The organism is Psychrobacter sp. 219-2-C (assembly GCF_049560815.1).
GTDB lineage: Bacteria > Pseudomonadota > Gammaproteobacteria > Pseudomonadales > Moraxellaceae > Psychrobacter > Psychrobacter faecalis.
This window is the reverse complement of the sequence record NZ_CP186933.1, coordinates 350,121-374,607: the sequence shown is the minus strand read 5'-3', so window position 1 is coordinate 374,607 and position 24,487 is coordinate 350,121. Positions and strand designations below refer to the sequence as shown.

21 protein-coding genes are annotated in these 24,487 nt (G+C 44.4%); 4 read left to right on the top strand and 17 right to left on the bottom strand.

Annotated features, from left to right (window positions below):
- Positions 1-39: 39 nt before the first annotated feature.
- Both ACPEGP_RS01575 and ACPEGP_RS01570 read right to left on the bottom strand, forming a co-directional pair.
- Positions 40-1,311 carry a 2-aminoadipate transaminase gene (locus ACPEGP_RS01575; RefSeq protein WP_423813726.1) on the bottom strand — a complete coding sequence of 424 codons (1,272 nt, stop codon included), beginning with the start codon at positions 1,309-1,311 and terminating at the stop codon, positions 40-42.
- A 284-nt stretch (positions 1,312-1,595) separates the two neighbouring features.
- Positions 1,596-2,552, bottom strand: coding sequence for a LysR substrate-binding domain-containing protein (locus tag ACPEGP_RS01570; RefSeq protein ID WP_423813725.1), 957 nt, complete (start codon positions 2,550-2,552; stop codon positions 1,596-1,598).
- 232 nt (positions 2,553-2,784) lie between these two features.
- On the opposite strand from ACPEGP_RS01570, the gene ACPEGP_RS01565 reads away from it, so the two are divergent.
- Positions 2,785-3,198: a hypothetical protein gene (locus ACPEGP_RS01565; protein ID WP_423813724.1), complete on the top strand. Its 414-nt coding sequence runs from the start codon at positions 2,785-2,787 to the stop codon at positions 3,196-3,198.
- A 141-nt stretch (positions 3,199-3,339) separates the two neighbouring features.
- Here ACPEGP_RS01565 and ACPEGP_RS01560 read toward each other — a convergent pair whose 3' ends face one another.
- Entirely contained in the window at positions 3,340-3,729 is a 390-nt protein-coding gene (locus ACPEGP_RS01560) for an MgtC/SapB family protein (RefSeq protein WP_423814225.1), read from the bottom strand.
- Positions 3,730-4,077: 348 nt separating this feature from the next.
- On the opposite strand from ACPEGP_RS01560, the gene ACPEGP_RS01555 reads away from it, so the two are divergent.
- Positions 4,078-4,554 carry a CinA family protein gene (locus ACPEGP_RS01555; protein WP_423813723.1) on the top strand — a complete coding sequence of 159 codons (477 nt, stop codon included), beginning with the start codon at positions 4,078-4,080 and terminating at the stop codon, positions 4,552-4,554.
- Here ACPEGP_RS01555 and ACPEGP_RS01550 read toward each other — a convergent pair.
- The 11 genes from ACPEGP_RS01550 to ACPEGP_RS01500 form a co-directional block, all read right to left on the bottom strand.
- On the bottom strand, positions 4,551-5,231 hold the full coding sequence (locus ACPEGP_RS01550) for a DUF421 domain-containing protein (RefSeq protein WP_423813722.1): 681 nt from the start codon (positions 5,229-5,231) through the stop codon (positions 4,551-4,553). The genes ACPEGP_RS01555 and ACPEGP_RS01550 overlap by 4 nt on opposite strands.
- A 232-nt stretch (positions 5,232-5,463) precedes the next feature.
- A complete protein-coding gene (tehB, locus tag ACPEGP_RS01545) occupies positions 5,464-6,030 on the bottom strand; it encodes a tellurite resistance methyltransferase TehB (protein ID WP_423813721.1) in 567 nt (188 codons plus the stop codon).
- A 40-nt stretch (positions 6,031-6,070) separates the two neighbouring features.
- Positions 6,071-6,745, bottom strand: coding sequence for a glutathione S-transferase (locus tag ACPEGP_RS01540; RefSeq protein ID WP_423813720.1), 675 nt, complete (start codon positions 6,743-6,745; stop codon positions 6,071-6,073).
- A gap of 265 nt (positions 6,746-7,010) precedes the next feature.
- Positions 7,011-7,646 (bottom strand): hypothetical protein, encoded by a 636-nt coding sequence (locus ACPEGP_RS01535; protein ID WP_423813719.1) that lies wholly within the window; start codon positions 7,644-7,646, stop codon positions 7,011-7,013.
- Positions 7,647-7,927: 281 nt separating this feature from the next.
- Positions 7,928-8,512 carry an alpha/beta hydrolase gene (locus ACPEGP_RS01530; protein WP_423813718.1) on the bottom strand — a complete coding sequence of 195 codons (585 nt, stop codon included), beginning with the start codon at positions 8,510-8,512 and terminating at the stop codon, positions 7,928-7,930.
- A 57-nt stretch (positions 8,513-8,569) separates the two neighbouring features.
- Positions 8,570-9,499 carry a hypothetical protein gene (locus ACPEGP_RS01525; RefSeq protein WP_423813717.1) on the bottom strand — a complete coding sequence of 310 codons (930 nt, stop codon included), beginning with the start codon at positions 9,497-9,499 and terminating at the stop codon, positions 8,570-8,572.
- Positions 9,500-10,362: 863 nt separating this feature from the next.
- Complete coding sequence (gene betT / locus ACPEGP_RS01520) at positions 10,363-12,408, bottom strand: choline BCCT transporter BetT (RefSeq protein ID WP_423813716.1); 2,046 nt, start codon at positions 12,406-12,408, stop codon at positions 10,363-10,365.
- Positions 12,409-12,737: 329 nt separating this feature from the next.
- Entirely contained in the window at positions 12,738-14,438 is a 1,701-nt protein-coding gene (gene betA, locus ACPEGP_RS01515) for a choline dehydrogenase (protein WP_423813715.1), read from the bottom strand.
- 118 nt (positions 14,439-14,556) lie between these two features.
- Complete coding sequence (gene betB / locus ACPEGP_RS01510; RefSeq protein WP_423813714.1) at positions 14,557-16,071, bottom strand: betaine-aldehyde dehydrogenase; 1,515 nt, start codon at positions 16,069-16,071, stop codon at positions 14,557-14,559.
- Positions 16,072-16,183: 112 nt separating this feature from the next.
- Positions 16,184-16,759, bottom strand: a complete 576-nt coding sequence (locus tag ACPEGP_RS01505) for a TetR/AcrR family transcriptional regulator (RefSeq protein ID WP_288727362.1) — start codon at positions 16,757-16,759, stop codon at positions 16,184-16,186.
- A gap of 332 nt (positions 16,760-17,091) precedes the next feature.
- Positions 17,092-17,820 (bottom strand): cupin domain-containing protein, encoded by a 729-nt coding sequence (locus tag ACPEGP_RS01500; protein WP_423813713.1) that lies wholly within the window; start codon positions 17,818-17,820, stop codon positions 17,092-17,094.
- A gap of 323 nt (positions 17,821-18,143) precedes the next feature.
- Between ACPEGP_RS01500 and ACPEGP_RS01495 the strand changes: the two genes are divergently transcribed.
- Complete coding sequence (locus ACPEGP_RS01495; RefSeq protein ID WP_423813712.1) at positions 18,144-19,343, top strand: sugar transporter; 1,200 nt, start codon at positions 18,144-18,146, stop codon at positions 19,341-19,343.
- 116 nt (positions 19,344-19,459) lie between these two features.
- Here ACPEGP_RS01495 and arfB read toward each other — a convergent pair whose 3' ends face one another.
- On the bottom strand, positions 19,460-19,873 hold the full coding sequence (gene arfB / locus ACPEGP_RS01490) for an alternative ribosome rescue aminoacyl-tRNA hydrolase ArfB (protein ID WP_423813711.1): 414 nt from the start codon (positions 19,871-19,873) through the stop codon (positions 19,460-19,462).
- A 330-nt stretch (positions 19,874-20,203) separates the two neighbouring features.
- Here arfB and uvrA point away from each other — a divergent pair, with 330 nt between their 5' ends.
- Complete coding sequence (uvrA, locus tag ACPEGP_RS01485) at positions 20,204-22,771, top strand: excinuclease ABC subunit UvrA (protein ID WP_423813710.1); 2,568 nt, start codon at positions 20,204-20,206, stop codon at positions 22,769-22,771.
- A 124-nt stretch (positions 22,772-22,895) separates the two neighbouring features.
- Here the strand turns inward: uvrA and ACPEGP_RS01480 are convergent, their stop codons facing one another.
- Positions 22,896-23,660 (bottom strand): SDR family oxidoreductase, encoded by a 765-nt coding sequence (locus ACPEGP_RS01480; protein ID WP_264753723.1) that lies wholly within the window; start codon positions 23,658-23,660, stop codon positions 22,896-22,898.
- A gap of 42 nt (positions 23,661-23,702) precedes the next feature.
- Positions 23,703-24,485 (bottom strand): SDR family NAD(P)-dependent oxidoreductase, encoded by a 783-nt coding sequence (locus ACPEGP_RS01475; RefSeq protein ID WP_289049931.1) that lies wholly within the window; start codon positions 24,483-24,485, stop codon positions 23,703-23,705.
- Positions 24,486-24,487: the final 2 nt, after the last annotated feature.

The window sequence follows — 24,487 nt, the reverse complement described above, 5'->3', positions numbered from 1 at the left end:
TCTTAGCAAAGTAAAAAAATTCACAGTAGCTCACAGCAACTACCGCTTTGGTACTTCATTAGGAATACCGCTTAGCACCGTTTTTAAAATATCAAGACCCGCTGTTAGGGTTTCAGGCTCAATCGTCAGCGGCGGCAATAAGCGAATAATATGTCGATGCTTACCACTTGGCATCAACAGCAAGCCCTGCTCGCGCGCTTGTGTTAAGACACGCTCCATCACACTTGGATGCGTGCCATAAGTTGGATGACGCAGCTCGATACCGCGCATCGCCCCTATTCCTGTAAGCCCATATAGCCATGGAGAGAGGTTTTGCTGCTGCCATTCATTGACGGTATTTTCAATGGTGTTGGCATAATGCTTAGCTGATTGCCAGACTTCATCGTCTTGCATGATATCCAAAGTAGCATTTGCCGCCGCACACGCCACTGGATTACCTGAATAGGTTCCACCCAAGCTCCCTTTTGGCAGACCATTCATCACGCCAGCTTTGCCGACTACCGCTCCAAGTGGTAAGCCGCCGGCGATACTTTTACCGAGCAATAGCAGGTCAGGCTCAACCCCTAAATGCGTAAGAGCAAAAGGCGTACCTGTGCGACCATACCCCGACTGAATCTCATCCATGATGAGGAAAATGCCGTGCTCATCACAAAAGCTGCGTAGATATTGGGCAAACGTCGCTGACAGCAGCTGAAAACCGCCCTCACCTTGGACGGGCTCGACGATAATGGCGCCGATATTAGCCACATCAGTCTCTACCGTAAATAGACGTTCTAAAGCCGCGATCGCCTGCTGATCGCTGATATTGTTATCAGGACTAGGAAAAGGAATATGGTAGACGCCGCTAGACAATGGCCCAAGCCCGCGCTTATAAGGCGCGACCTTACCATTTAAATTAACCGCCGCCAGTGTACGCCCATGGAAACCACCATCAAAGGCAATCACACCAGTGCGTCCGGTCTGCATACGGGCAATTTTTATGGCATTTTCGGTGGCTTCTGCGCCGCAGTTGGTGAGCATGCCTGCAAGCTCACCTTTAATAGGTATCCATTCACACAGTCTTGGCATAAAAGTTTGATACGGCTTATGAGCCGCGGCGTTATAAGCATAATGAATCAGCGACTGCGCTTGAGTGACAATCGCGCTGACAATATGAGGATGACAATGACCAAGGTTTAAGACCCCAATACCGCCGACAAAATCAATATAGCAACGGTCTTTATCGTCCCAAACGTTGGCATTTTTACCTTTGGTTAAGGTCAGCGGATGCACCATCGTAAAGGCATCAGTGACGTTGTATAGCTGCTCCATGGTGGTCTCTTATCTTCCTTGATGAGAGATTCATTTGAGCAAACTGCTACCCTATCAGCAAACGAATAATAGTTGTGATGTCATTCCTTTTTGTCATTGCCATGCTTATTATTGCCATGCTTATCATTGCCATGTTTAACATTGACAAAAAAAACCGGCTCAAGGCCGGTGCGTTGCTATCTTTTCAAACTTTACTTTTGCAAACGTCACTTTTAACCTTGTTAATAGCCAAAGGATTAAAAGCTCACAGCGTTAATCGTTAAAAAGTTCCAATCTGTTTTACATTACAAGATAAAATTCAAGTCTGGCGTAGGCTCCTTTGACTTAGCAAGATAAGCTGAAATCCACTCTACAATGACCTTTATTTTATGCGAGTTGCCCATGGCTAAAGGGTAAGACATATAATAAGCACCCCTACCTTTTGAAGCATAACGCCATGCCGTCACCAAGGCACCTGATTGTAGCTCTGGCGCAACCAAACGCAGTGGCACCAGTGCAATACCATAGCCGAGTAGTGCCGCCGAAATAGTCGTATGAAAGGTGTCAAAGCGCGGGCCGACAAAGGTACCATCGATACGAATATCCTGCTGTCTAAAATATTCATACCAAGCGCTAGGACGTGAGCTGAGTTGTAATAACGTGCAATTATCTATATTGCCTATATCACCCATGCATACGGCTTTGTCTGTTAAATAATCCGGATGACAGACGGCCACATTGTACTCGTCAAACAACTTAATCGACTCCATGCCGCCCCAAATCCCATCACCATATAAAAACGCCACATCAACGTTTTGATCTTCAGAAAAAAACGGCCCCGCCAGCTCTTTGATGGTTAAATTAATCAGTGGATTTGCTGCCCCAAAGCCGTTTAATGCAGGCATCAGCCAGCGCGAGCAAAAAGTTGGATGCGAGACGATTTTCAGTACTTCTGAATTATCGCTGTTTGACATCAGACTAGTAGTCGCCGCCTCAATATGTTTGAGGATTTCGAGCACTTCTAAGTAGTAAGTCTTCCCAGCGGGCGTTAAAGAGATGCGATGCGGTGTGCGATAAAACAGCGACAGGTTCAGCATTTCTTCAAGCTGCGCGACTTGCTTACTGATAGCGCTTTGCGTCATGTGCATCTCTTGCGCCGCATTGGTAAAACTCAAATGCCGAGCCGCCGTCTCAAAACATTGCAGCGCCGTGGTCGAAGGATACCTTCTAAAAGCAAGTGGGGTTTTATTATCGGGTTTCATAATGTATTGGTTCTTTTAGTTACTTATAAATTATTTTAAAGAATATATGATACACAGATTGACAAACCTTTACCTTTATTCACCTGAGTTTTTTAAGTTTCTTTATTATATTTAGGCATACTGTCAGCTGAATTGTCAGGTATTTTAATTATCAAGCATAGACGAATAAACCGCTAATCTGGCTAAATATTATTGTAAGCTGGCAATCAAAAACAATAACAAGGATATGAAAATGAAAACATCAGTCACGCCTAAAAAGCTTCAAAACAAACTATGGATAGCCTTATTAGCCAGTGTGATTGGGCTTAGCGCTTGCAGCAATGAAAGAGAGGATGCAACGGATGTTAGTACAGAGCCTGACACTGCCGACATGACCACGACCAATGACAACGTCCAGTCTACCGATACGCAAGCTGACGAAATGGCGCCTGTAGCCACTACGACAGACAACGAAACCTCGACCACCACGGCGACCACTTCTACAGACACTACCACCACCTCTAATGACGCGACCGAGAATGATGGAGATCAAACCTATTATTCTGGCGTAGATGGAGCAGAAGATGAAGAAAAAGGCGTTGATGCTGTGGTTGTTAATGAAAACAATCCAAATCTCGATCAAACACCGGCAGAGGGCGTGCAATAACTTTGGGCTTGGCAAACCGCATCGCTATACGCAATAGATAAACCGCACAGCAACAGAGACATAAAATAAGCGAGACCATCATGGTTCTCGCTTATTTTATGTCTAATATCTTTTATCCAATCATATTAAATAGCTTAATTATCAATCTTTGCGCCTATGCTTTGGCTTAAAGGGTTTGGAGAATTGCAAAATAATAAATCCAACGACTGATAGAATAATGGCAATTTCATAGCGCCCATAGGCGACTGAGATACCAATTGCCGCTGTATTCCATAGCCCAGCGGCGGTTGCCATGCCTTTTGCCCCATTCTCGTTTTTAAAAATAGCCCCACCACCAATAAAACCCATACCAGTTATGATGCCGTACATGATACGAGCTTCTGCGTCCGAGCCTTGATAAATATCCATACCTACCAACATAAAAGCGCACGAGGCAATCGTAATCGTCACCAAAGGAAAGGTTCTGAGTCCCGCACCATTGTCTTCAAGCTCACGATTAAGGGCAATCGGTAGTGACAGTATAAAAGCAATGCCAAGCTAAAAGGCGTGGTAGGTTAAAATCTTCATACTGATATCAAATGCAAACATAACTATCGCCTAAAAGTCCGTTTAAAGGGTCATCAATTGTATTTAAAACCCAGTCTCTTCAGACTAAGCTAAAAACCGATTTCCTATCAAATATTTTATACTATATAAAGATATTACAAGAACTAATCCTAAAGCTAAATAACATTTAGTGAAGAAAGGTAAGTTTTAAATAATAGTTACGCAAATTCATCAATCCATAAATTGAATAATTACGAGCAAAGTACTGTAATAGTTTAAGTGAATAGTGGTTGTTTTTATTTTACGAGCTTTAATAAAGAAAAGGAGGCAGGCGTGACCGATAGTTGTGCAAAATTACTCGCTGATAAAGGATTGACGGTGGTCTTTATTGAAAGCGCGACCGCGGGCTACTTAGCGCATCGCTTTTCTGTCAGTCCATATTCTGGTGATGTATTAATGGGTGGCCTAGTATGTTATGACGTTTCGATAAAAAAGCAGGTATTAAAAGTACCTAGCCAATTAATTGAGGACTGTACGCCTGAGTCGTTAAAAGTGACGCGTGAGCTGGTCATCAAAGCCAAAAAAATGTTTGAGGCCGACTTACATGTTGCCTGTACGGGGCTATTAAAGCCCGGTGGCTCTGAAACTGAAGAAAAACCCGTCGGCACGTTTTTTTATTGTATCGGCTATCAAGGCGAGATTTATGATTTTCGCAGCCTGTGCCACGGCGCTCCTGAGCAAAAGCTACGCAGCATAAACAGCCTTATTTGTAAAAGTATTATTGAGGTGGTCACCAGTCATACTGCTTAATTTACAAACTTGGTATTGAGCGCTTTTGCCCATCCTTTTGACTGATGACAGCGATGGCAGACTTCATCTAGCATTGAGATATTGTCGATATAACCGCAATGCATACAGGCATAAGGTTGTCTCTTTTCTAACACTTTTGCTGCCTGAAATTCTTTAGGAAAAATGGGTAGTCCATACTGCGTTTTCTCAGGCTCAAATAACAACACGCTAAAATCACCATCTGTTTCGAGCAGCCCTACCTGAACTTGACCTAGATGACGCACGCCTTTTTGGCGCATTTCTGAAAAGAACTCATCGTGCGACATTTTGCCCTTTTTGACATCCTCTAAGACCAATAAACCATCCTCGACAATACAAGTCGGCTTACCTTCTAAGATAAGCTCAAAAATTTTGTATCTTGTCGAGCACCAAGTAAAAACCCGATAAAGTAGCAAGACAATACTCATGATGAGCACTGCTTGAATAAGCGGCAAATCTTCTGTGAACATCGGGTCGCCTGCAATAGAACCCAGTGACAAGATAATGGTTAACTCAAAAATAGAAAGTTGGCGGATGCCGCGTTTGCCCGTAAAGCGTAATAATAAAATAATCAGGCAAAACATGATGATAGTACGTATGGCGATTTCTGCCGCAAAAGACCATGTGGTGTCATAAATAAAAATACTGAACCAATCCATGTTATTTTTCCATTATTCTTTTTTATCGTGTTATTTCTCTAAGTATGAGTATATTAAAAAAACGACTGCTCCGCTGTATAGCGCGTTTGTTATTGCTGTATAGGCTTGTAAAATTTTTAATTAAAAAAGGCTGCTAACGCTGTGGTAAATATAGCGCTAACAACCTTGTGAATTGACAGTATGACTAATGTGATCTGATTAAGATTTCTTGTCTAACATCACTTAACATTGCTTAACTGGGCTTACGTGCCAACATGGTAGTAAACTGTAATTGCGCGCCGTTATGCATGGTGCCGACGTCTTCATTATATTTAATCAACTCCCAGCCCTGATACATGTCGCGTAATTGCCCTTCGTTTAGAGTAAACGGGAAATTAACCTGACATGGATAGGCTTGAGTGTTCATGGCACAAACAATCAAATTATAACCACCAGCCAGCGTATGCGCCTGCATATCGGCAATGACAGCGTCAACGCGCGCGGGGTCAAGGAACATCAGGGTCACCGTACAGCTGATAAAACCATAATCGGCATCATGGCTGGCACGATTGATATCGTACACTTCGGCTTTGAGGTTTGTAAGTCCTTCTTGTTCAACAATGTCTTGTAGCATATTGATAGCGCTAGGATTGGCATCTATCGCCGTCACATTAAACCCAAGTTGGCTAAGATACAAAGCATTGCGCCCATTTGAGCAGCCCATGTCGAGCGCATCGCACGGCTCAATAATTTGGCACGCTTCTACGACTTCACTATGAGCAGGATTCAAGCCGTAGCGGCTATTGAGATCAACGGTCATGGCAACCTCTTATATGTAATTGAGAGATTTTATCATAGCACTAATGACAATCGATGAAAGCGGCAGGAAAAACCACCACGTCATCTTTTTCTTGCCAGGGCGCAAACTTGGTCATCGCTTGCAAAAAAAGTGGATGGTTGAGCCAGTCTTGTAGCCAGCGCTGCAAATTTGGATAAGGTAAATCGTAAAAAACCTTGCGATTCACATGCGCAAATTGACGGACAAACGGCATGATACCAATATCAGCGATGGTTATACTCTCTCCTAGTAAATAAGGATTTTTGATTAATAACTCCTCTAACATTTGTAAAAAAGCTTCACCTCGTTGTCGATACTCTGCTTGGCTCATATCGAGATGGCGGTCGGCGTATTTATAGCGATCGAGCCAATATTTAAACTCATTGTCGTTTTTATCAATCAGCGCATTTGCTTGCGGCAAAGTCTGGGCAGCAAGCAACCCTTGCGCATCTTGCTGTTCAAGCGCCCATGTCATTATCTCTCTACTCTCTTCAATCACTGTGCCATCTAAAAGCTGCAAAACAGGCACCGTGCCTTTTGGGCTAATCGCTAGCATTTGCGGCGGCTTATTTTTTAATGTTATCTCGCGCAGCTCGACCTGCAGCCCCGCAAACAACAACCCAAGACGGGCGCGCATGGCATAAGGACAGCGACGAAAAGAGTACAGACGAGGATAAGAGGAAATCGAAGGAGTCATAGACGTGTTTCGCAGTTTGGTTAATCTTTATCGTTTTAGGCTTAAAAGTTATTATGTTATGTATAGCTTGGCTTATCATAACAATGACCACACTTGCCTTCAATGGTAGGCTTTAATTTTAAAAATTTTTACTTAATACAAAAAAGCCTCGCTATCATAAAAGGATAGAGAGGCTTATGTTTAAGATGATTTTTAATATGACATTTAATTTAAAGCAATGTAAGGATAGTTTTTTGAAATAATGATTTTATTTTTGCTTAGGTTATTACACACTTTTAGATTTTGGTAAGTCGTACGCGACTCTCTCGACCTCTTTATCTTGCAGTTCCATAATCAAGCAATAGCCTTTTATAGCGCCATCGTACGGCACGTTAGACCCACACTCTTGATAATGCGTGCGGATACGCTCTTTAATAATACTTTTACGCGCAGCTTCATCCAGTTTGGCAAATCCGCTCGGCAAATCTACCTGAGTCCAAAGTGCAGCGCCCCAACGAGACAGCCAATTGGCGTTGTCATCAAACTTAAAATCAACATCGGCGTATAAACGATATCGAGGTTGCGGCACAGCACCCTGTGCTATCTCATCTTTAATCTGGGCGATATCTTCTGCAAATGGCTCATAAGGCAAATCGAGTACCGAAAATAACTTTGCTAAAAACTCATCGGCGGTAAAGTATTTATCCATATAGCTGCCGTCAAGGCCAAGATGCTTATTGGACAGCACATGACGCAGGCGCTCGCAAGCAGGCATGGTATGCTTTAGTGGGTAACCCATGGTTTTAACAATATATTGCGCGCGATATTCTAACGTATCTATTTGCGCGATGACGTACTGTGCGAGAGGATGGCACGGCTGAAAACGGCGGGTAAATTTGGATGGCTGGGCAGATTGGCTCATGATGATGAAGACCTTATATTCCTATAACTCCGACGAAAAAGTATAAAATCAGGCACAAATGAGGATGTCGGAGTACAGGCTCATGCGCTTTACCAGGATTGTTTTATATCGTGCTGGAAGTTGCAAGGTTTGTACGCTGCCACCAATTGCAATCATGATGATTTGCAATAAATGACGAGGACAAAACTGTTAAACCCACGATAGTTTATTCAATGATGATAGCACATCAGCCCATAGAAAATAAATACGCGATCATGACTTCTTTTTAATCAGCAAATATCCTAATCTTCACCATGATACGTCGCCTCATCCATCCAAACGATAGGGTCTTCACACAGATGTACCAAGTGATACCAAATATCACTACTGCGAGCGATACGGTGATGACCGCCGTCAAAATAATCGACTTCCCAGCTATCCGGCAGATTAACCAAAGTTCGCCTAGCGACCGCCACATGCAAGCTTTCATCGTCGACTTCTACCATCACTCGCATCATCTCAGTATTTGAGGTCGGAAACGACAATTTCATATCGGCTACGGCGGGAATACGGTCCGCTAAAACATCACTTGGATAAATACACGGCGCAATTAAGAGCGCCCGCAAGTTATATTTATGGGCAAAATGATTGGCAAACCAAGCGCCAAGCGAATGCCCTGCCAACACCACGCGTGGATACTCTTGCATTTTTTCTTGAATTAAAGCATCGTAAATCTTAAAAATTTCTGCAAAATTTTCGCGGTAATTGACCGTTTGACAATATTTCGGCTCGCGCTTGATACACGTGTATTTACTGGTCTCGCAACTTGAATCGAGACCATGGAAAAACAGTAAAAACGTGTCGTTATTTTCGATAGGAAACATCATAGCTTTCTCCTTTTATCATTATTTTTTAGTATTATTTTTAATAATTTTATCTATTGTTTAAACCGCTTTTTGATTGGCAATTTGCGCTTGGTATAAACACAAAATCTCCTCACAAGCCTGCATTGAAGTATTTTTTGCAAAGCTCTTACCAAACCAAAAATCATAAACCGCTTGGATAATGGCTTTTACCGCTTCAGTATCTTTTGGTTTTTGCGCTGTTAATTTACACGCAATATCTTTTGCTTGAATATCGGACTCATTGTAGGGCGCACTCCAGCCTACACAATAGCGATAGAGCACATCATTAATAGCCAAGATAAATATAGCGTCAGCCACGCCATACTGTTCAATAAATTGCTCTAACATCGAACAGCGCTCGTCATAGAGTAAAGGCTCTATCGGCATCTCATTGCGCTCAGTCACATACTCACTGCTCACTACGTGCGAGGGCTTGCTAAAATCCTCCCACAGCAATGGATAAGATCCGCCAATTCCGCCCTTCTCCACCACATTAAAGCGCCAAATGCCATAATGCGTATCAATGCCTTTGGTATCAATGCCCTTATAAGGCACATCGATAAACCACTGCATCAGCGCATCGCTATCATAAATGACATGCGTACTGCCAATACGCACCGCTTGTTTCGGTAAAACGTCCGTATATAAATACTCGATATCATCGCTATAAAGTTTTGCCTTTTCTACGTTTTCAGCACTGACATCACCGAGCTTAGCCCTTGCCTCACCTATGTTTCGGCACAGCCGAAACGGCGCGACAAAGCTCAAGGTATCATCGGTATTATTGACAAAATATACATCATCTTCATAATTGTTTATCGAAACCGTCTCAAGATAAAACAATGGGCTTTTACGTACCCGCCCTTTCTCATCATTCGCCAATGCCGTTATTCCAGATAGTTTTGCGCCATCCGACCACTGCACATTGTCTATACGTTTTTGCTCAAATTGATAGGTTAACTTTGTCATCGTCATATCCTTATTATTTTGATTTTGGTTTGTTCGTTGCAGTATTTTTCGTACTTTTTTCTTGCTTTCTTATTTTTTGGGCTTTGTTAAGCGCAATTTTAAGCCAGCCGAGTCTGTTCGCCATTTGCTTAAATGACGTTATTGACTATAAAATTAGTGAAGTTAATTGGTTTTAGAATGTAAGATTGGGTGTTTTTTATAATTGTTTAGCCGTAGTTTCTCATTATCGTCGCGCTATTTTTTAGCGTTATAAATTTTAAAAAACTAACATTAACAGGCGTTTTTCTGTTCAGTTATTTTGCTTATTAATCAATATTTTTTTGGGGGTTCAGGTTTGGATCTGTGCAGGCGAAGTGGTTTAGGAGTAAACCAAAATAACATTATTAAAAATGCTTGCTAAAAACAACTCAGTTAAAAAGTGAAGCGTTGCGCCCCGAGGGTTAACGGTTTGTCCTGTTATTTTTGCCTGACTCAATAACTATAATATAAAAACTGATGAAAATAAAGCGACTAAAAAAACTGTGCGACAACCGCTGTCGCCCAATCACTTATTACTAGGTTTATCACTAAATTTATCATTAAACGCAATATGTGTTGAGCTAATTTATATAAAAAACCCCATAAGCTGTATGCAACTTATGGGGTTATGTTTTGCCAAATGATTAATCACATCTCTAACATCTAGCAAGTTATAGTAGAATTACTTTAAAATCGATACAGTGCGACTGGGATGAATTTTTCGTAGCCTCTGTGATAACAGCAAGCAAGGAAAATTTATACCAGTCGCACACAGCTATAATTTCTCGCTTTTATTTTGAACTAACTATATATACTAGCCTTTGATGAATGATTTTATGAATGGATTAACGTTCTAAATGCAGATACTGCATATGACATTCGTACTGATGCAAGATATCGACCAGCACTTGCTCTTTGGTATAGCCAACCAAGTCATACTCTTGCGAGCCATCACTTAAAAACACCTCAGCACGGTAATAAAACTCGGCCTGCTTACTGGAAGTATTGAGGGTAAAGTTTGGTCGCTCAGCTTTGATGAGATTGACTTCATAAATAAAGTCATCTTCATCACCATGCCCGACGCGCAGTTTTACCCCATCTATCTGACCGTCGTCTTCGTCCGTTGCAGTATCGATATTTTTACCAATGCTGGCCAAATTTCGGATATCCAGTGAGGTTTTAAGACCGCCTGCTTTTAGCTCGTTTTCTACCTCAATCATGGCAGGCTTAACGACCGTCTGTAAAAAGCGTTCGACTTGCTTGTGACTTGGGAAGCTGACGATACGCTGCAAGCGCGCTTTCCAGCCTTTACCGCTATCGAGCACGTTTGCCGTGCCAACCGTACTGGCTTTGCGCTTGTTGCCCTCTTCTTTTAGTGATTTCCACATAGCCATCATGTAAAGCAGCAAAATAAGCGAGAACGGCAGACCAGCAATGACGGAAACCGATTGTAGCGAAGTAAAACCACCCGCAAACAATAAACCTAAAGTAATCAAACCTGTGGCTGCTGCCCAAAACAGACGTAACCAAACAGGCGCGTCGGTATCATTGGTCATGCCTTTTGAGCTTAGATTTGCAAGCACTAAAGCGCCTGAGTCCGCTGAGGTCACAAAAAATATCAGGCCAATAAATACGCCTGCCAATGAAAAAACATCGCTATAGGGGAAGTATTCAAACAAGGCAAACATACCCATCGCGGCGTCATTGACGGCGATTTCACCGAGCTCAGTTGCGCCATTGGCGACCAAATCTATCGCTGAATTACCAAAGATGGAGAACCACGCAAAAATAAAACCAAGCGGGATAAACATCACGCCAAAGACAAACTCACGCAAAGTGCGACCGCGGCTAATACGCGCGATAAACAAACCGACAAAGGGCGCCCAAGCGACCCACCATGCCCAGAAAAATATCGTCCAACCTGACTTCCAATCAGCGCCAGCGCTGCCATCATAAGCATAGACATCAAAGGTTTTAAAAATAATCGTTTGGAAATATTGCCCAATATTTTGGGTAAAGGTATTGAGCAAATAAACCGTATTACCTAGCACCAATATGGCCAATAGTAGCAATATCGACGACAACATATTAAATTCGGATAAACGGCGCACGCCTTTTTCAACGCCGGTCATGGCAGAAATAGCGGCAGCAACAACCACGCCTAAGATAATCAGGCTCTGCACCATTTTGCTCGATTCGATACCGAAAACATGTGTCAAGCCTGCGTTGGCCTGCAATACCCCAATACCTAAGCTGGTGGCGATACCCATCAAGGTACAGACGACGCCAAAGGTATCAATACCATCACCAAGCCAGCCTCTGATTAAGCGCTCACCAAATATCGGTGTCAGCGGTGAACGTAGCGCGAGTGGCATGTTTTTACGATACGCAAAGTACGCCAATGCCATACCAATGAGCGCATAAATACCCCAACCATGCAGACCCCAGTGTAAAAAGGTTTGCGAAAGCGCTTCACGCATCGCTTCAGCACTGGCAGGCTCTAAGCCCGTATGCGGTGTCAAATAATGCATCAACGGCTCAGAGGCACCAAAGAATAATAAATCAATCCCGATACCGGCGGAGAATAGCATCGCTGCCCACGCTAAAAAAGGAAACTGAGCTTTTTCGTGATCTTGCCCAAGCTTGATATCGCCGTATTTAGAAAAACCAACAAACAAAGCAAAAATACTATAAGCGGCAACCACTAGCATGTAATACCAGCCAAAGCTCTCTGATACCCATGCCATACTGGCGCTTAATAATGCCTCACTATAATCTGGTAAGGCAATCGTCCAGATGATCAATAAAATAGAAATAATAGCTGAACCTAAAAAAACCGTCTTATTTAGAGTCAGGGGTTTCGTCGCATCTTCTGATGGCGAGCTGTACATAAAAGACCTCAATAGGTAAATGAAACAGGGTCTGATATTGCTTTGTCCGTCATAATTTTATGACTGATAGTCACATAAGATATTTATCACCGCATGACGCACAAAGCAGTACCAATTAATAAAAACTGAAAGATAAACGATTAGAAAAACAGCGACGCAAATGCTAAGTAATTTAACCTCAACGGTTTTCATCTCTATAAACATAAACGCTGATAAAAAAGACCTTTGCTACGAAAGGCCTTTTGATAGAAATGGACTTATATTACTTATTGTTTATTAGTTCACGCAGTTGCCTAAATACTCGTTTAGGCATTCATTTAAAAAGGCGTTTAAACGACAGAATTATAAACGCGCAGCGGTTCGGCTCTGAGCGGTGCGCCATTGGCAACGTAATAATCTGCTGTTGAACGTGGTAATTGCTTGCCTTTCATCTTATCAACGATTTTTTCAGCGAGCATAATGGTGGTTGCGTTCAAATTACCACTGATGATATTTGGCATAATCGACGCATCGACCACGCGCAAGCCATCGATACCGTGTACCAGCCCTTCGCCATTAACCACCGAATAATTACCTTCGCCCATCGCACAAGTACATGAGGGATGATAAGCCGTCTCACTATGGTTACGGACATACTCGTCTAGCTGCGCATCGGTCACCAAATCATCGGTCGGCGCAATAGCTCGACCACGATAAGGGTCAAGCGCTGGCTGATGCATAATCTCACGGGTGATACGCATGGCAGCGCGGAACTCTTGCCAGTCCTGCTCATGCGACATATAGTTAAATAAGATACTCGGATGCGCGCTTGGATCTTTTGAAGTTAGCTTGACGCGGCCACGGCTTGGCGAGCGTAATGAGCCCACATGCGCTTGGAAGCTATGCGATTTCACCGCGCTGCGACCATCGTAACGCACCGCTAACGGTAAGAAATGATACTGAATATTAGGATGGGTGAATTTCTCATCGGTACGAATAAAACCGCCGCCCTCAAACTGATTCGACGCGCCAAGTCCTGTGCCATTGAATAACCATTCCGCACCTATGGCTGGCTTATTCCACCATTTATTGGCAGGGGCAATTGAGACGGGTAGCTTACATTCATACTGCATATACAGTTCTAAATGGTCTTGCAGATTATTACCGACGCCCGGCAGCTCTAAAATCTCGTTAATATCTAAGTCTTTAAGCCATTGACCAGGACCAATACCTGAACGCTGCAATAATTGCGGAGAGGCAATCGCACCCGATGAAACAATCACTTCACGAGACGCATAGAATTTTTTGATTTGACCTTGGTGCTCGACTTTAACGCCGACCGCACGCTTGCCATCGAATAAGATGACATCGGTCAATGCACCGGTTAAAATGGTGATGTTGCTACGTGGTTTGGCGCGGTCAAGATAACCGCGCGCGGTGGATGCGCGGCGACCATTAGGCGTGACAAAACGATCCATTGGCCCAAAGCCTTCTTGTTGATAGCCGTTTAGATCCTCTGTACGCGGATAGCCAGCTTGCACGCCCGCTTCAATCATCGCTTCAAACAGCGGATTAACCCCAGGTTTTGAGGTGGTCATTTCAACCGGACCGCCGACGCCATGATAGTCATTTTCGCCAGCGTCACAATTTTCTGACTTTTTAAAATAAGGTAAGCAGTCGAGATACGTCCAGCCCTCTAAGCCTTTAATTTTGGCCCAATCATCAAAATCGAGCGCGTTACCACGGATATAGCACATCCCATTAATGAGTGACGAGCCGCCAAGCCCTTTACCGCGGCCACAGTCCATAACGCGGTTGTTCATATAGGGTTCGGGATCAGTTTTGTAGCCCCAGTTATACGTGGTGCCTTGTAGCGGCATCGCGAGCGCCGCTGGCATCTGGGTGCGAAAGTCTAAGCGATGGTCTGGACGACCTGCCTCTAACAGCAACACCTTAATGTTGGCATCTTCGGTCAAGCGCGTGGCTAGCACGTTGCCTGCTGAGCCTGCGCCGACGATGATGTAGTCATATTCAGGTGTGGTTGATGTCATAAAACGCTCCATAAAATTAAAAATATCCATCATTTCATAGCAGTGAAGCGGCGCAAAAAGGAAAAATGAGTCCTCACGCCTTAACTTTACTGTTTAAAAATTTTTACCGTACAACTGCTTAAAATACCGATTCAAACTTGCCAAGCTCTACTTGGATAGATTTGGTCTGCGTATAGTGCTCAAGGGCTTCGATGCCGTTTTCGCGGCCAATACCAGAATGCTTATAACCGCCAACTGGCATTTGCGCAGGCGACTCGCCCCACGTATTTAGCCAGCAAATACCCGCTTCAATCTGACCGATTACTCGATGCGCGCGGGTCAAATCAGCGGTTACCACTCCTGCCGCCAAACCGTACTCCGTATCATTGGCACGGCGAATCACTTCTTCCTCAAGCTCGTAGGTCAATATCGACATGACTGGACCAAATATTTCCTCACGTACGATGGTCATATCATCGCTGCAATCGCTAAACACGGTCGGTGCAACGAATGCCCCATTGGCAAGCTCGCCTGCCGTGATACGTTCGCCGCCCACCAATAAACGCGCACCGCCCGCTTTACCTTGCTCGATATAACCAAGCACTCGCTCCATATGCGGGAAGCTAACCAATGGCCCCATATTGATGCTCTCGTCCAGCGGATTGCCGAGCTTGATACGCTTAACACGCGTCAAGATTGCCTCTTCAAACTTGGATTGTAGCGCTTTTGGGATAAAGACGCGCGTGCCATTGGTACAGACCTGACCTGTACTGTAAAAGTTCGCCATCATGGCAATATCAGCAGCGGTATCGATATCGGCATCGTCGAAAATGATCAATGGTGATTTACCACCAAGCTCCAAGGTTACGTCTTTAAGCGACGATGATGCGGCGCTTGCCATGACTTTTTTACCTGTTGGCACGCCGCCTGTGAATGAGACCTTGGCGATATCAGGATGCTGGGTTAATGCTTCGCCAACTTTATAATCCCCTTGCACGACGTTAAAGACGCCGTCTGGTAAGCCTGCTTCGGTGAAGATTTCTGCCAGTTTTAGTGCCGTTAACGGTGTGACTTCTGAGGGTTTAAAAATCATCGCATTACCAGCAGCCAATGCTGCCGCTGCTTTCCACATCGCAATTTGAATCGGATAATTCCACGCACCGATACCTGCTACCACGCCGAGTGGCTCGCGGCGGGTATAAACAAAACTGCTATCACGTAGTGGAATCTGACGACCCTCTAACATTGGTGCAAGACCCGCATAATACTCAACGACATCAGCACCAGTGACGATATCGACATACTTGGTCTCAGAAAGCGCTTTACCCGTGTCTTTGGTTTCGAGTAATGCCAGCACATCATTACGCTCGCGCAATATCGCAACTGCGTTTAATAAAATCCGGCCACGCTCAACCGCGGTCATCGCTGCCCACACTTTTTGACCTTGTTGCGCGGCTTTTACCGCCTCATCGATTTGCTCAGTCGTCGTTTGTTGAATGATAGCTAACACTTCACCTGTCGCTGGGTTGATATCTTCGAAAGTTGATAAAGAATCATCGACCGCCAAATAGCGACCATTGATATAAGCGGTCTGTGTTTGTGTTAAGTCGATAATATCTGTTAAGTTATTTATGATTGTCTGAGTAGCTGTCATAAGTTTTCCTTAGGGCGACGGGTTCGCTTTATAAAAAAGCTTTTTTATAAAGTCTTAAAAACAATGTCGTCATGGATTAAAGGTGAAAAATAAAAGTGGTTTGTATGCATTTTTAAGCGTCAAAGTCACGCTGCGTCATAGTTATCAAGCGCGTGCGTAGTGAGGCTTTGTCCGAAATATCGATACCCGAAAAGTCAGAGAGCCAAATTCCATCAGCAACCAGACGCACCATACATAGCGTTTCGGTATTGTCCGTGGCAGCGTGTTTTTTTAGCTGCTCGTTTGACCATTCAGCCCAGCGTTCGCGCAGCATCCTATCTCCTAGCATCAAGACATATAGCGTGGCTTGGCTATTAAACTCGGCTTGACCTTTTTCGCCCAAACTGATGGTGGCATCGATATAAGCGCGGGTAAACGAGCCGTAGCTGACCGGATCTTTTGCCATCGCTTGATTGACTTCCGCCTCAAACTTAGCCATCGCGTCATAAAACACCTCTAAGATGAGCGCGTCCTTGGTGGCAAAATGATGCATCACCCCGCCTTTGGTCACGCCGACGGCATCGGCTACCGATTGGAAGGTCACTTTAGACAAGCCCTGCTCCAAAGTGATGCGCGCTGCTTCATCAAGCAGCGCCCGCCGTATAAGCTCTGGCTGTTTTTTACGTTTATGAGCGTTTTGAGTTTCCATTTTTATCTCGATATTAGCGCGTCAGTTTAACTAAAAATAATTTGGGCTTTAAAAGAATATGTTTTATTAATATAGAAGAAAAAATAGTTTCTTTTAAAGAAACCGTACGGTTGGTATTTTATAGAAATAAAGCAGCAATGTGAAGGGCAGATATGAACCGAGGAGTTACAGAACATTATTTTAATAATTTTCTGCATTTTATAGCTGATTATATGTAAAGGGTGTCAAAGCTATTTTCCAGAAAAATAGTTCTGACGCCTTTTTTATAGTGAAGCAGTAGCCTATAAACCATTAAAGTCGCTATTAATAATTGCTAAATCTACGTTTGCGTACTATTTTTCTTCTACTTTAGCGCCAATGACTTTAGACAGGTGACCAGTTTTGAGATAAACCGTAGCACCGTGCACGCCTGCTTTTATTTGCGGTAGTGCACCCACTGGCAAACGTAGCCAACCACCGCGAGTATAGGTTTTAGCGTCATCTGTAAGTTCAGTATCTATCAGCTCGCCATCTAGCACCAGTATCTCAGCGCCGCCTTTGATTGCATCGGTGAATACTGTGTCTATAAATACTGTGTCGGTAAATAGGGCTTCATTGGCCTTTAATCGCTGTAAGCTGACATGTTCGCTGTTATCTGAAAATAAATGACAGATATCACGATTGTCCTGTATTTGCCAATTTGCTGCATCGTTAGTATCGATAGCGACATAACGTGTTTCGGCGGCCGGCATTTGCCAAAGTTTGACAAAAATAACTGCGCCTTCTTTACTATACGGCTGATGGCCAGAATTTGGTGGATTGCGTAAGTACCAACCTGCTGGATAATCGATATTATCTGCCGAAAAAGTCCCCGATAAAACCAAAATCTCTTCGCCGCCCGGATGCATATGATGCGGAAAATAGGACTCAGGCGCATAGCGGACGATACTGGTGGCACGGGCTTTTTCTGCGCCGACGCGGTCGAGCATGACACGCTCGACGCCGTTTTGCGGTGATGGCACCCATTGATAGTGTTCGGGTGCCAATGCAGCACGGCGAGTAAAATCTGCATTAATCAGCATAAAATAGTTTCTCGAAATAAGGTTTAATGCTGTAGATTATCCCCTGATTTACAGCGGCTGACAAACAAGACACTGTTCTTATTATTAAAAAATCGTATTTACGCTCCTCAAAGTAAGTTTATAGCGCATAAATGCTTAACCTGAACAATCCTGCCAAGATTCTTGCTAATTATCAAAAAATTACTTTAACTGCTGCCTCTGACTTGGTATCTTGCTCTCCTTCTTTCTGTTACTACGACGTATCTTTGCCATCTTATTAAGCTAATGAGTGATTGTTAAGCCACTTTGCTGTATTAGCGCCTTCTTTATTTGTATTGGATCATATGAAACATAACCTTGAGGTGAGCGCAAATGCTCGCCGAACTCAGTATTTCCAAGTATTTTTGATGGGCGTCAGCGCCTTTATTATGAATACCACCGAATTTGTCCCCGTTGCCCTATTAAGCGACATCGCCCATGATTTTTCTATTACCACGGCTGAGACTGGCTGGATGTTGACGCTATATGCGTGGATTGTCGCAGCCATGTCATTGCCATTGATGCTGCTCACCAGCCGTTTTGAGCGTAAAAGCTTACTTTTGGGCTTGTTTGTGGTGTTTATTGCCAGCCACGTCTTATCCGTATTTGCTTGGAGCTTTGATGTATTGCTGATTAGCCGCGTGGGTATTGCGCTATCACACGCGATATTTTGGTCCATCACCGCCGCGATTGCGATACGCGTAGCACCGGAAGGTAAAAAAGCACTGGCGCTTAGCGTGCTTGCAACCGGTACTTCATTGGCGATGGTGCTTGGCGTGCCTCTAGGACGCTTAGTCGGTCAATGGTTTGGCTGGCGAGCGACCTTTGGCGGTATTGGCGTGATTGCTTTTATCGTCTTTATCTTGCAAGCAAGGCTATTACCAACGCTACCGAGTATGTTTGAAGGCTCGTTTAGAAAAATTCCAGAATTGCTTAAGAATCCGTTATTGGTCTGTTTGTATTTGCTGATTTTATTAGTCTTTACCGCTCACTATACCGCTTATTCTTATATCGAACCCTTTATGCGACAGGTTGGCGCTATAAGTGAAAACGCTGCGACTGTTGTCTTGCTATTATTTGGGGTAGCAGGGATTGCGGGCAGTGTGATTTTTAGCCGTTGGGGTGATCGTTTTAATACCAGATTGATGCTGATATCGATCATATTAATGCTGCTATCTATGCTGGTACTATTGTTTGCCGTGACTTCTATCTGGGCACTGAGTTTCATTGCGTTACTGTGGGGCGCGGCGCTGATGCTGCTGATTATCTCCATGCAAGCCAAAGTCATTATGGTTGATGTCACTGCCCAAGACATGTTGATGTCGATGTTCTCAGGGATTATTAACTTAGGCATTGGCGCAGGTGCGCTATTCGGTGGTTATGCAGTGACGCATATTTCCATATCAAGCGTGGGCTATGTCGGCGCCGCTATCGCTGGTGTGTCGCTGCTCTTGATGTTATTTATGATAAAGCGCTTTCCCAAATTAAGCAGAAGACTTGGTTAATTAGAAGGCTTGGATAGCTAAAAACTTGATAGTAAATAAGCATAAAAAATGCCAGCCAATTAAATGGGCTGGCATTTTGCTGTTTGGTTAATTAAAAAACCGAGTAAGCCGCTTATTTAAAAATCTACCTTGCCACGTAACGCTTTGGTCTTACCGCGCTGGGTTTTTTCATCAACGCGTTTACGTTTGGCATTTCTACTAGGTTTGGTCGGCCTGCGAGTTTTATTGACATGAGTGGCTTGAATAATAAAGCTTTGCAGCCGCTCAAGCGCATCAATTCGATTGCGTTCTTGGGTACGAAACTGCTGCGCTTTAATAATAAGTACGCCTTCTTTGGTGATTCGGCTGTCTTTACTGTCCAATAAGCGCTGCTTAATGACATCGCTCAAGCTTGAAGCATGAATATCAAAACGCAGATGAATCGCAGAGGACACTTTATTGACGTTTTGCCCGCCTGCCCCTTGCGCGCGTATGGCGCTAATGTCCACTTCGCTGTCATTCAGACTGATATTATTGCTGATAAAAATCATAAAACACTTTTATAAATGATTAATAGATAAGGTTAATGATAAAGCATTCGCAGTTAACACGCTACTTGCCCGCTTAATAGCGGTCAAAACGTCATATTTTTTAACCTCTATAATCCGCAATTTGTCGGGTAAACCTTATAAAAGTTATCGTTTGACGTTGCTGTGTCTATCCTCTGTCTATAAAGCGTAAGCCTGCGCAGGGTTTTGATTTTAAGGTGATAGGATGACGTTAAGCAGACACGATATTAAAAGAACACTGTATTAAATAAATACGGTATTGTTGAATCAAAGCGTTAACAAGCCGATTTTAGTCAAAGGAATAAGCGTTGTATGACAACCAATAATAAGAAATCTAATCATAAAAAATCTAACACTTCTCTCAAAAATCACAACCTTACCGCTGATGAAAGCATTCAAGTCAGGGGCGCGCGGGTGCATAACCTCAAAAATGTCGATGTGGATTTACCGCGTAATGCACTGGTTGTTTTTACTGGCATATCAGGCTCAGGTAAATCGTCGCTGGCATTTGGCACTCTGTTTGCTGAGTCGCAACGCCGCTACCTTGATTCGGTATCGCCTTATGCGCGGCGCTTGATTGACCAAGTTGGCGAGCCTGATGTCGATTCGATAGAAGGCTTACCGCCCGCCGTCGCCCTGCAACAGCAGCGCGGTACGCCGTCGGTACGTTCATCGGTTGGTAGCGTGACGACGATTTCAAATGGTCTGCGCATGCTGTACTCGCGAGCGGGCGAATACCCTGCTGGGCAAGATATGCTGTATGCTGATGCTTTTTCGCCAAATACGCCAGAAGGTGCTTGCCCTACTTGCTCAGGTATTGGCCGCGTGTTTGAGGTCACAGAAGATTTGCTCGTACCTGACAAGACGAAAACCATTCGAGAACGCGCCATTGCCGCTTGGCCACCGGCATGGCAAGGGCAAAATCTGAGCCGGATATTGACGACACTTGGCTACGATATCGACAAACCTTGGAACACGTTATCCAAGGAAACCCGCGATTGGATTTTATTTACCGATGAAACCCCAGAAGTGCCAGTTTACCCAGAGTACAATCTCGAGCAAGTACGCGAGGCGATTAAAAAAGGCGAAAAACCCAATTATAAAGGCACCTATACCAGCGCAAAAAATTTCGTCTTACATTCTTTTGCTACGACCCAAAGTCCACGTACCAAAAAACGCGTGGCGCAGTTTATGCAAATTTCAGAATGTCCAAGCTGCCATGGCAAAAAGTTAAAACAAGAATCGCTGTCGGTTAAATTTGCAGGGCTTGATATTGGCGAGTTATCACAATTAGCCTTAACTGAACTGGCGCTTAAACTTCACGACGCTGCCAATAAAAAACTCAGCGATGATATGCCCGATCGTGAAAAAGCCATCGTCGCCAAGCGTATTGTTAGCGATATTTTATCGCGTGTAGAAGCGTTAACCAGACTTGGGCTAGGTTATTTATCGCTTGAACGCACCACACCTACCTTATCGCCTGGCGAGCTACAGCGCCTAAGACTTGGCACCCAAATTCGCTCTAAACTATTTGGCGTGGTTTATGTGCTCGATGAACCGTCCGCTGGCCTGCATCCTGCCGATACTCAGGCGCTATTAGGCGCTCTAGATGAACTGGTAGCGGCGGGTAATTCATTATTCATTGTCGAGCATGATGTCAGCGTCATTCGCCACGCCGACTGGATAGTCGATGTTGGACCAAAAGCGGGCAGTCATGGCGGTGAAATCATGTATAGCGGCCCTGTCGAAGGATTGCGTGATATCTCTGATTCCTATACTGGACAATATCTCTTTAGTAAAGACACAGCAACTCAAAAGTTAAAAACCGAGCAACCAAGACGACCTACTCATTGGCTAAAACTTGCTAATATCGAGCGTAATAATTTACAAGGGCTAGATGTGGCATTTCCTTTAGCGGTATTAACCACAGTGACGGGTGTTTCAGGTTCGGGCAAATCGAGTTTGGTTAGTCAAGCGTTGGTTGAACTGGTCTACAATGCGCTAGGGCAAAAAACCGTGATTGAAGCACCCACCGATGAAGCGGCTTTACTGGAGCAAGAACAAGAAACACCAATAGGCGGAGAGATAGTCAGTGGTATGGAGCACATCAAGCGCTTAGTCACTGTTGACCAAAAAGCCATCGGGCGCACACCGCGTTCGAACTTGGCCACTTATACTGGACTGTTTGACCATGTGCGCAAGTTATTTGCCGCCACCAAAGAAGCAAAAGCAAGACACTATGATGCCGGACGTTTCTCATTTAACGTTAAAAAAGGACGTTGCCCAAATTGCGAAGGCGTCGGTTTTGTCAGCGTTGAGCTGCTATTTCTGCCGAGTGTTTACTCGCCTTGCCAAGTGTGCCATGGTCAGCGCTACAATGACGAAACCTTAGAAATTACTTATCAAGGTAAAAATATCGCCGAAGTGCTTGATTTAACAGTCGAAGCCGCTGCTGAATTTTTCATTGATGATGCCCCAATTATGCGCGCCTTAGATGCCTTGCTAAAAGTTGGGCTTGGCTATCTAAGGCTTGGGCAACCAGCGACCGAGTTGTCTGGTGGCGAAGCACAGCGTATCAAGCTTGCTACCGAACTGCAGCGTACCCAGCGCGGCGATACGCTGTACGTGCTCGATGAACCAACGACTGGCTTACACCCTTCTGATGTCGCGATGCTGATGGCACAGTTAAATGGGCTGGTCGCAACTGGTAATACGGTGATTATGGTTGAGCACGATATGCAAGTTGCTAGCAACAGCAATTGGATTATCGATATGGGCCCCGGTGCTGGCGATGAAGGTGGGCTTATTGTCGCAGAAGGCACACCTAAAGAGGTAGCGAAATCCAAAGACAGTCGCACTGCACCTTTTTTATTGACTTAGTATTGATATAAAAGACAGTACACTAACTAAAAAACGGAAATATGCAATAAGAAAAACCGCATCACTATTAAAGTCATGCGGCTTCCTATTTTTAAACATCGGTTTTTTAAACATGCATTGCTAACTAAGCAAGCATACCACCATCGACAACCACGGTTGCACCCGTCGTATAGCTTGAGGCGTCAGACACAAGATACAATACCGTGCCCGCCATCTCATCAGGATTAGCCACGCGCCCTAACGGAATCGCATGTAGCGCCATCTTTAAGACTTTATCATTGGTCGTTAACGCCGAGGCAAACTTGGTATCGGTTAACCCTGGCAGCAGCGCATTAACGCGAATGTTTAATGGACCACATTCTTTGGCAAAGGCTTTGGTCATGCTAATCACCGCCGCTTTAGTAATTGAATAGATACCTTGCTTGTCACCTGCGACCAAGCCATTGACCGATGCGGTATTTAAAATCACCCCGCCGCCCTGCTCGCGCATCATTTTCCCCGCTGCCGTCGACATAAAGAAATAACCGCGAATATTGACCTCTACGGTCTTATCAAAAGCGGCTAAATCGGTATCTAGAATATGGCCATAGTAAGGGTTTGCCGCGGCATTATTGACCAAGATATCAATTTGACCGAATTCACTTTTTATATGCTCAAAAATTGCCTCAATCTGCGCCATATCGCCAACATGACAAGCGAAGGCACTGGCTTTGTGACCATCAGCGACAATGCTATCGGCGACCGCTTGGCACGCGTCAATTTTTCGGCTAGAGACAATCACATGCGCGCCTCTTGACGCTAGTAAACGGGCAATAGATTCGCCAATACCACGGCTAGCACCGGTAACCAAAGCAATCTTACCCGTTAAATCAAATAAATCTTTCATCATTATTCCTTATATTTTTAAATATTTTAATAAATACTTTTGATGTTAAGCCAACATGCCGCCATCAAGGGTAAAGGCATGACCATTCATAAAGCTACTTTCATCACTTGCCAGCCATGCAATGGCGCCAGATACTTCATCGACATCTCCCAAACGGCGCATTGGGCTGGCTTTGATGGTGGCTTGCTGGGCACGCTCGTCCATTTTCGCCATGGTATTACGGACCATCGGCGTATCGATAAAGCTTGGGCAAACGGCGTTAAAGCGAATATTGACGCGCGCATATTCATGAGCAGCAGATTTGGTCAGCCCCATGACACCATGCTTCGCAGCGCTATAAGCTGTCAGCAGTGGTGCTGAACGCAAACCAGCAATGGAGGCCACATTAATCACATGACCACCACCATTGGTCGCCATGCAAGCAACAGCAGCGCGCATACAATGCCAGACGCCTTTTAGATTAACCGCAATATTACGGTCAAAATCATCGTCACTTAGCTCATGCATCGGCGCTGGCTTATGGTCAATACCGGCATTATTTATCACCACATCAAGGCCGCCCAATGTTTCCATGGCAAAGGCAAACAACGCGCGTACTTCATCGCCGCTCGTGACATCCACCTTTTTAAAGACAATACTATTACCAGCATCTTGCGCTTGTTTGGCAACAGCAGCGCCCATCTCTTCCGCCAAATCACCAATCACCACTTTCGCACCGCGACTGGCGAGCAATAACGCACTGGCAGCACCGATGCCAGATGCACCACCGGTGATTAAAATACGTTTACCAGTGACGTCTGATGCAATTCCATTTGTATTCAATGTCATAA

Coding starts and splice junctions, on each gene's coding strand:
- ACPEGP_RS01575 (WP_423813726.1), bottom strand. CDS start 1,311: ATGGAGCAGCTATACAACGTCACTGATGCCTTTACGATGGTGCATCCG.
- ACPEGP_RS01570 (WP_423813725.1), bottom strand. CDS start 2,552: ATGAAACCCGATAATAAAACCCCACTTGCTTTTAGAAGGTATCCTTCG.
- ACPEGP_RS01565 (WP_423813724.1), top strand. CDS start 2,785: ATGAAAACATCAGTCACGCCTAAAAAGCTTCAAAACAAACTATGGATA.
- ACPEGP_RS01550 (WP_423813722.1), bottom strand. CDS start 5,231: ATGGATTGGTTCAGTATTTTTATTTATGACACCACATGGTCTTTTGCG.
- tehB (WP_423813721.1), bottom strand. CDS start 6,030: ATGACCGTTGATCTCAATAGCCGCTACGGCTTGAATCCTGCTCATAGT.
- ACPEGP_RS01540 (WP_423813720.1), bottom strand. CDS start 6,745: ATGACTCCTTCGATTTCCTCTTATCCTCGTCTGTACTCTTTTCGTCGC.
- ACPEGP_RS01535 (WP_423813719.1), bottom strand. CDS start 7,646: ATGAGCCAATCTGCCCAGCCATCCAAATTTACCCGCCGTTTTCAGCCG.
- ACPEGP_RS01530 (WP_423813718.1), bottom strand. CDS start 8,512: ATGATGTTTCCTATCGAAAATAACGACACGTTTTTACTGTTTTTCCAT.
- ACPEGP_RS01525 (WP_423813717.1), bottom strand. CDS start 9,499: ATGACAAAGTTAACCTATCAATTTGAGCAAAAACGTATAGACAATGTG.
- betT (WP_423813716.1), bottom strand. CDS start 12,408: ATGTACAGCTCGCCATCAGAAGATGCGACGAAACCCCTGACTCTAAAT.
- betA (WP_423813715.1), bottom strand. CDS start 14,438: ATGACATCAACCACACCTGAATATGACTACATCATCGTCGGCGCAGGC.
- betB (WP_423813714.1), bottom strand. CDS start 16,071: ATGACAGCTACTCAGACAATCATAAATAACTTAACAGATATTATCGAC.
- ACPEGP_RS01505 (WP_288727362.1), bottom strand. CDS start 16,759: ATGGAAACTCAAAACGCTCATAAACGTAAAAAACAGCCAGAGCTTATA.
- ACPEGP_RS01500 (WP_423813713.1), bottom strand. CDS start 17,820: ATGCTGATTAATGCAGATTTTACTCGCCGTGCTGCATTGGCACCCGAA.
- ACPEGP_RS01495 (WP_423813712.1), top strand. CDS start 18,144: ATGAAACATAACCTTGAGGTGAGCGCAAATGCTCGCCGAACTCAGTAT.
- arfB (WP_423813711.1), bottom strand. CDS start 19,873: ATGATTTTTATCAGCAATAATATCAGTCTGAATGACAGCGAAGTGGAC.
- uvrA (WP_423813710.1), top strand. CDS start 20,204: ATGACAACCAATAATAAGAAATCTAATCATAAAAAATCTAACACTTCT.
- ACPEGP_RS01480 (WP_264753723.1), bottom strand. CDS start 23,660: ATGATGAAAGATTTATTTGATTTAACGGGTAAGATTGCTTTGGTTACC.
- ACPEGP_RS01475 (WP_289049931.1), bottom strand. CDS start 24,485: ATGACATTGAATACAAATGGAATTGCATCAGACGTCACTGGTAAACGT.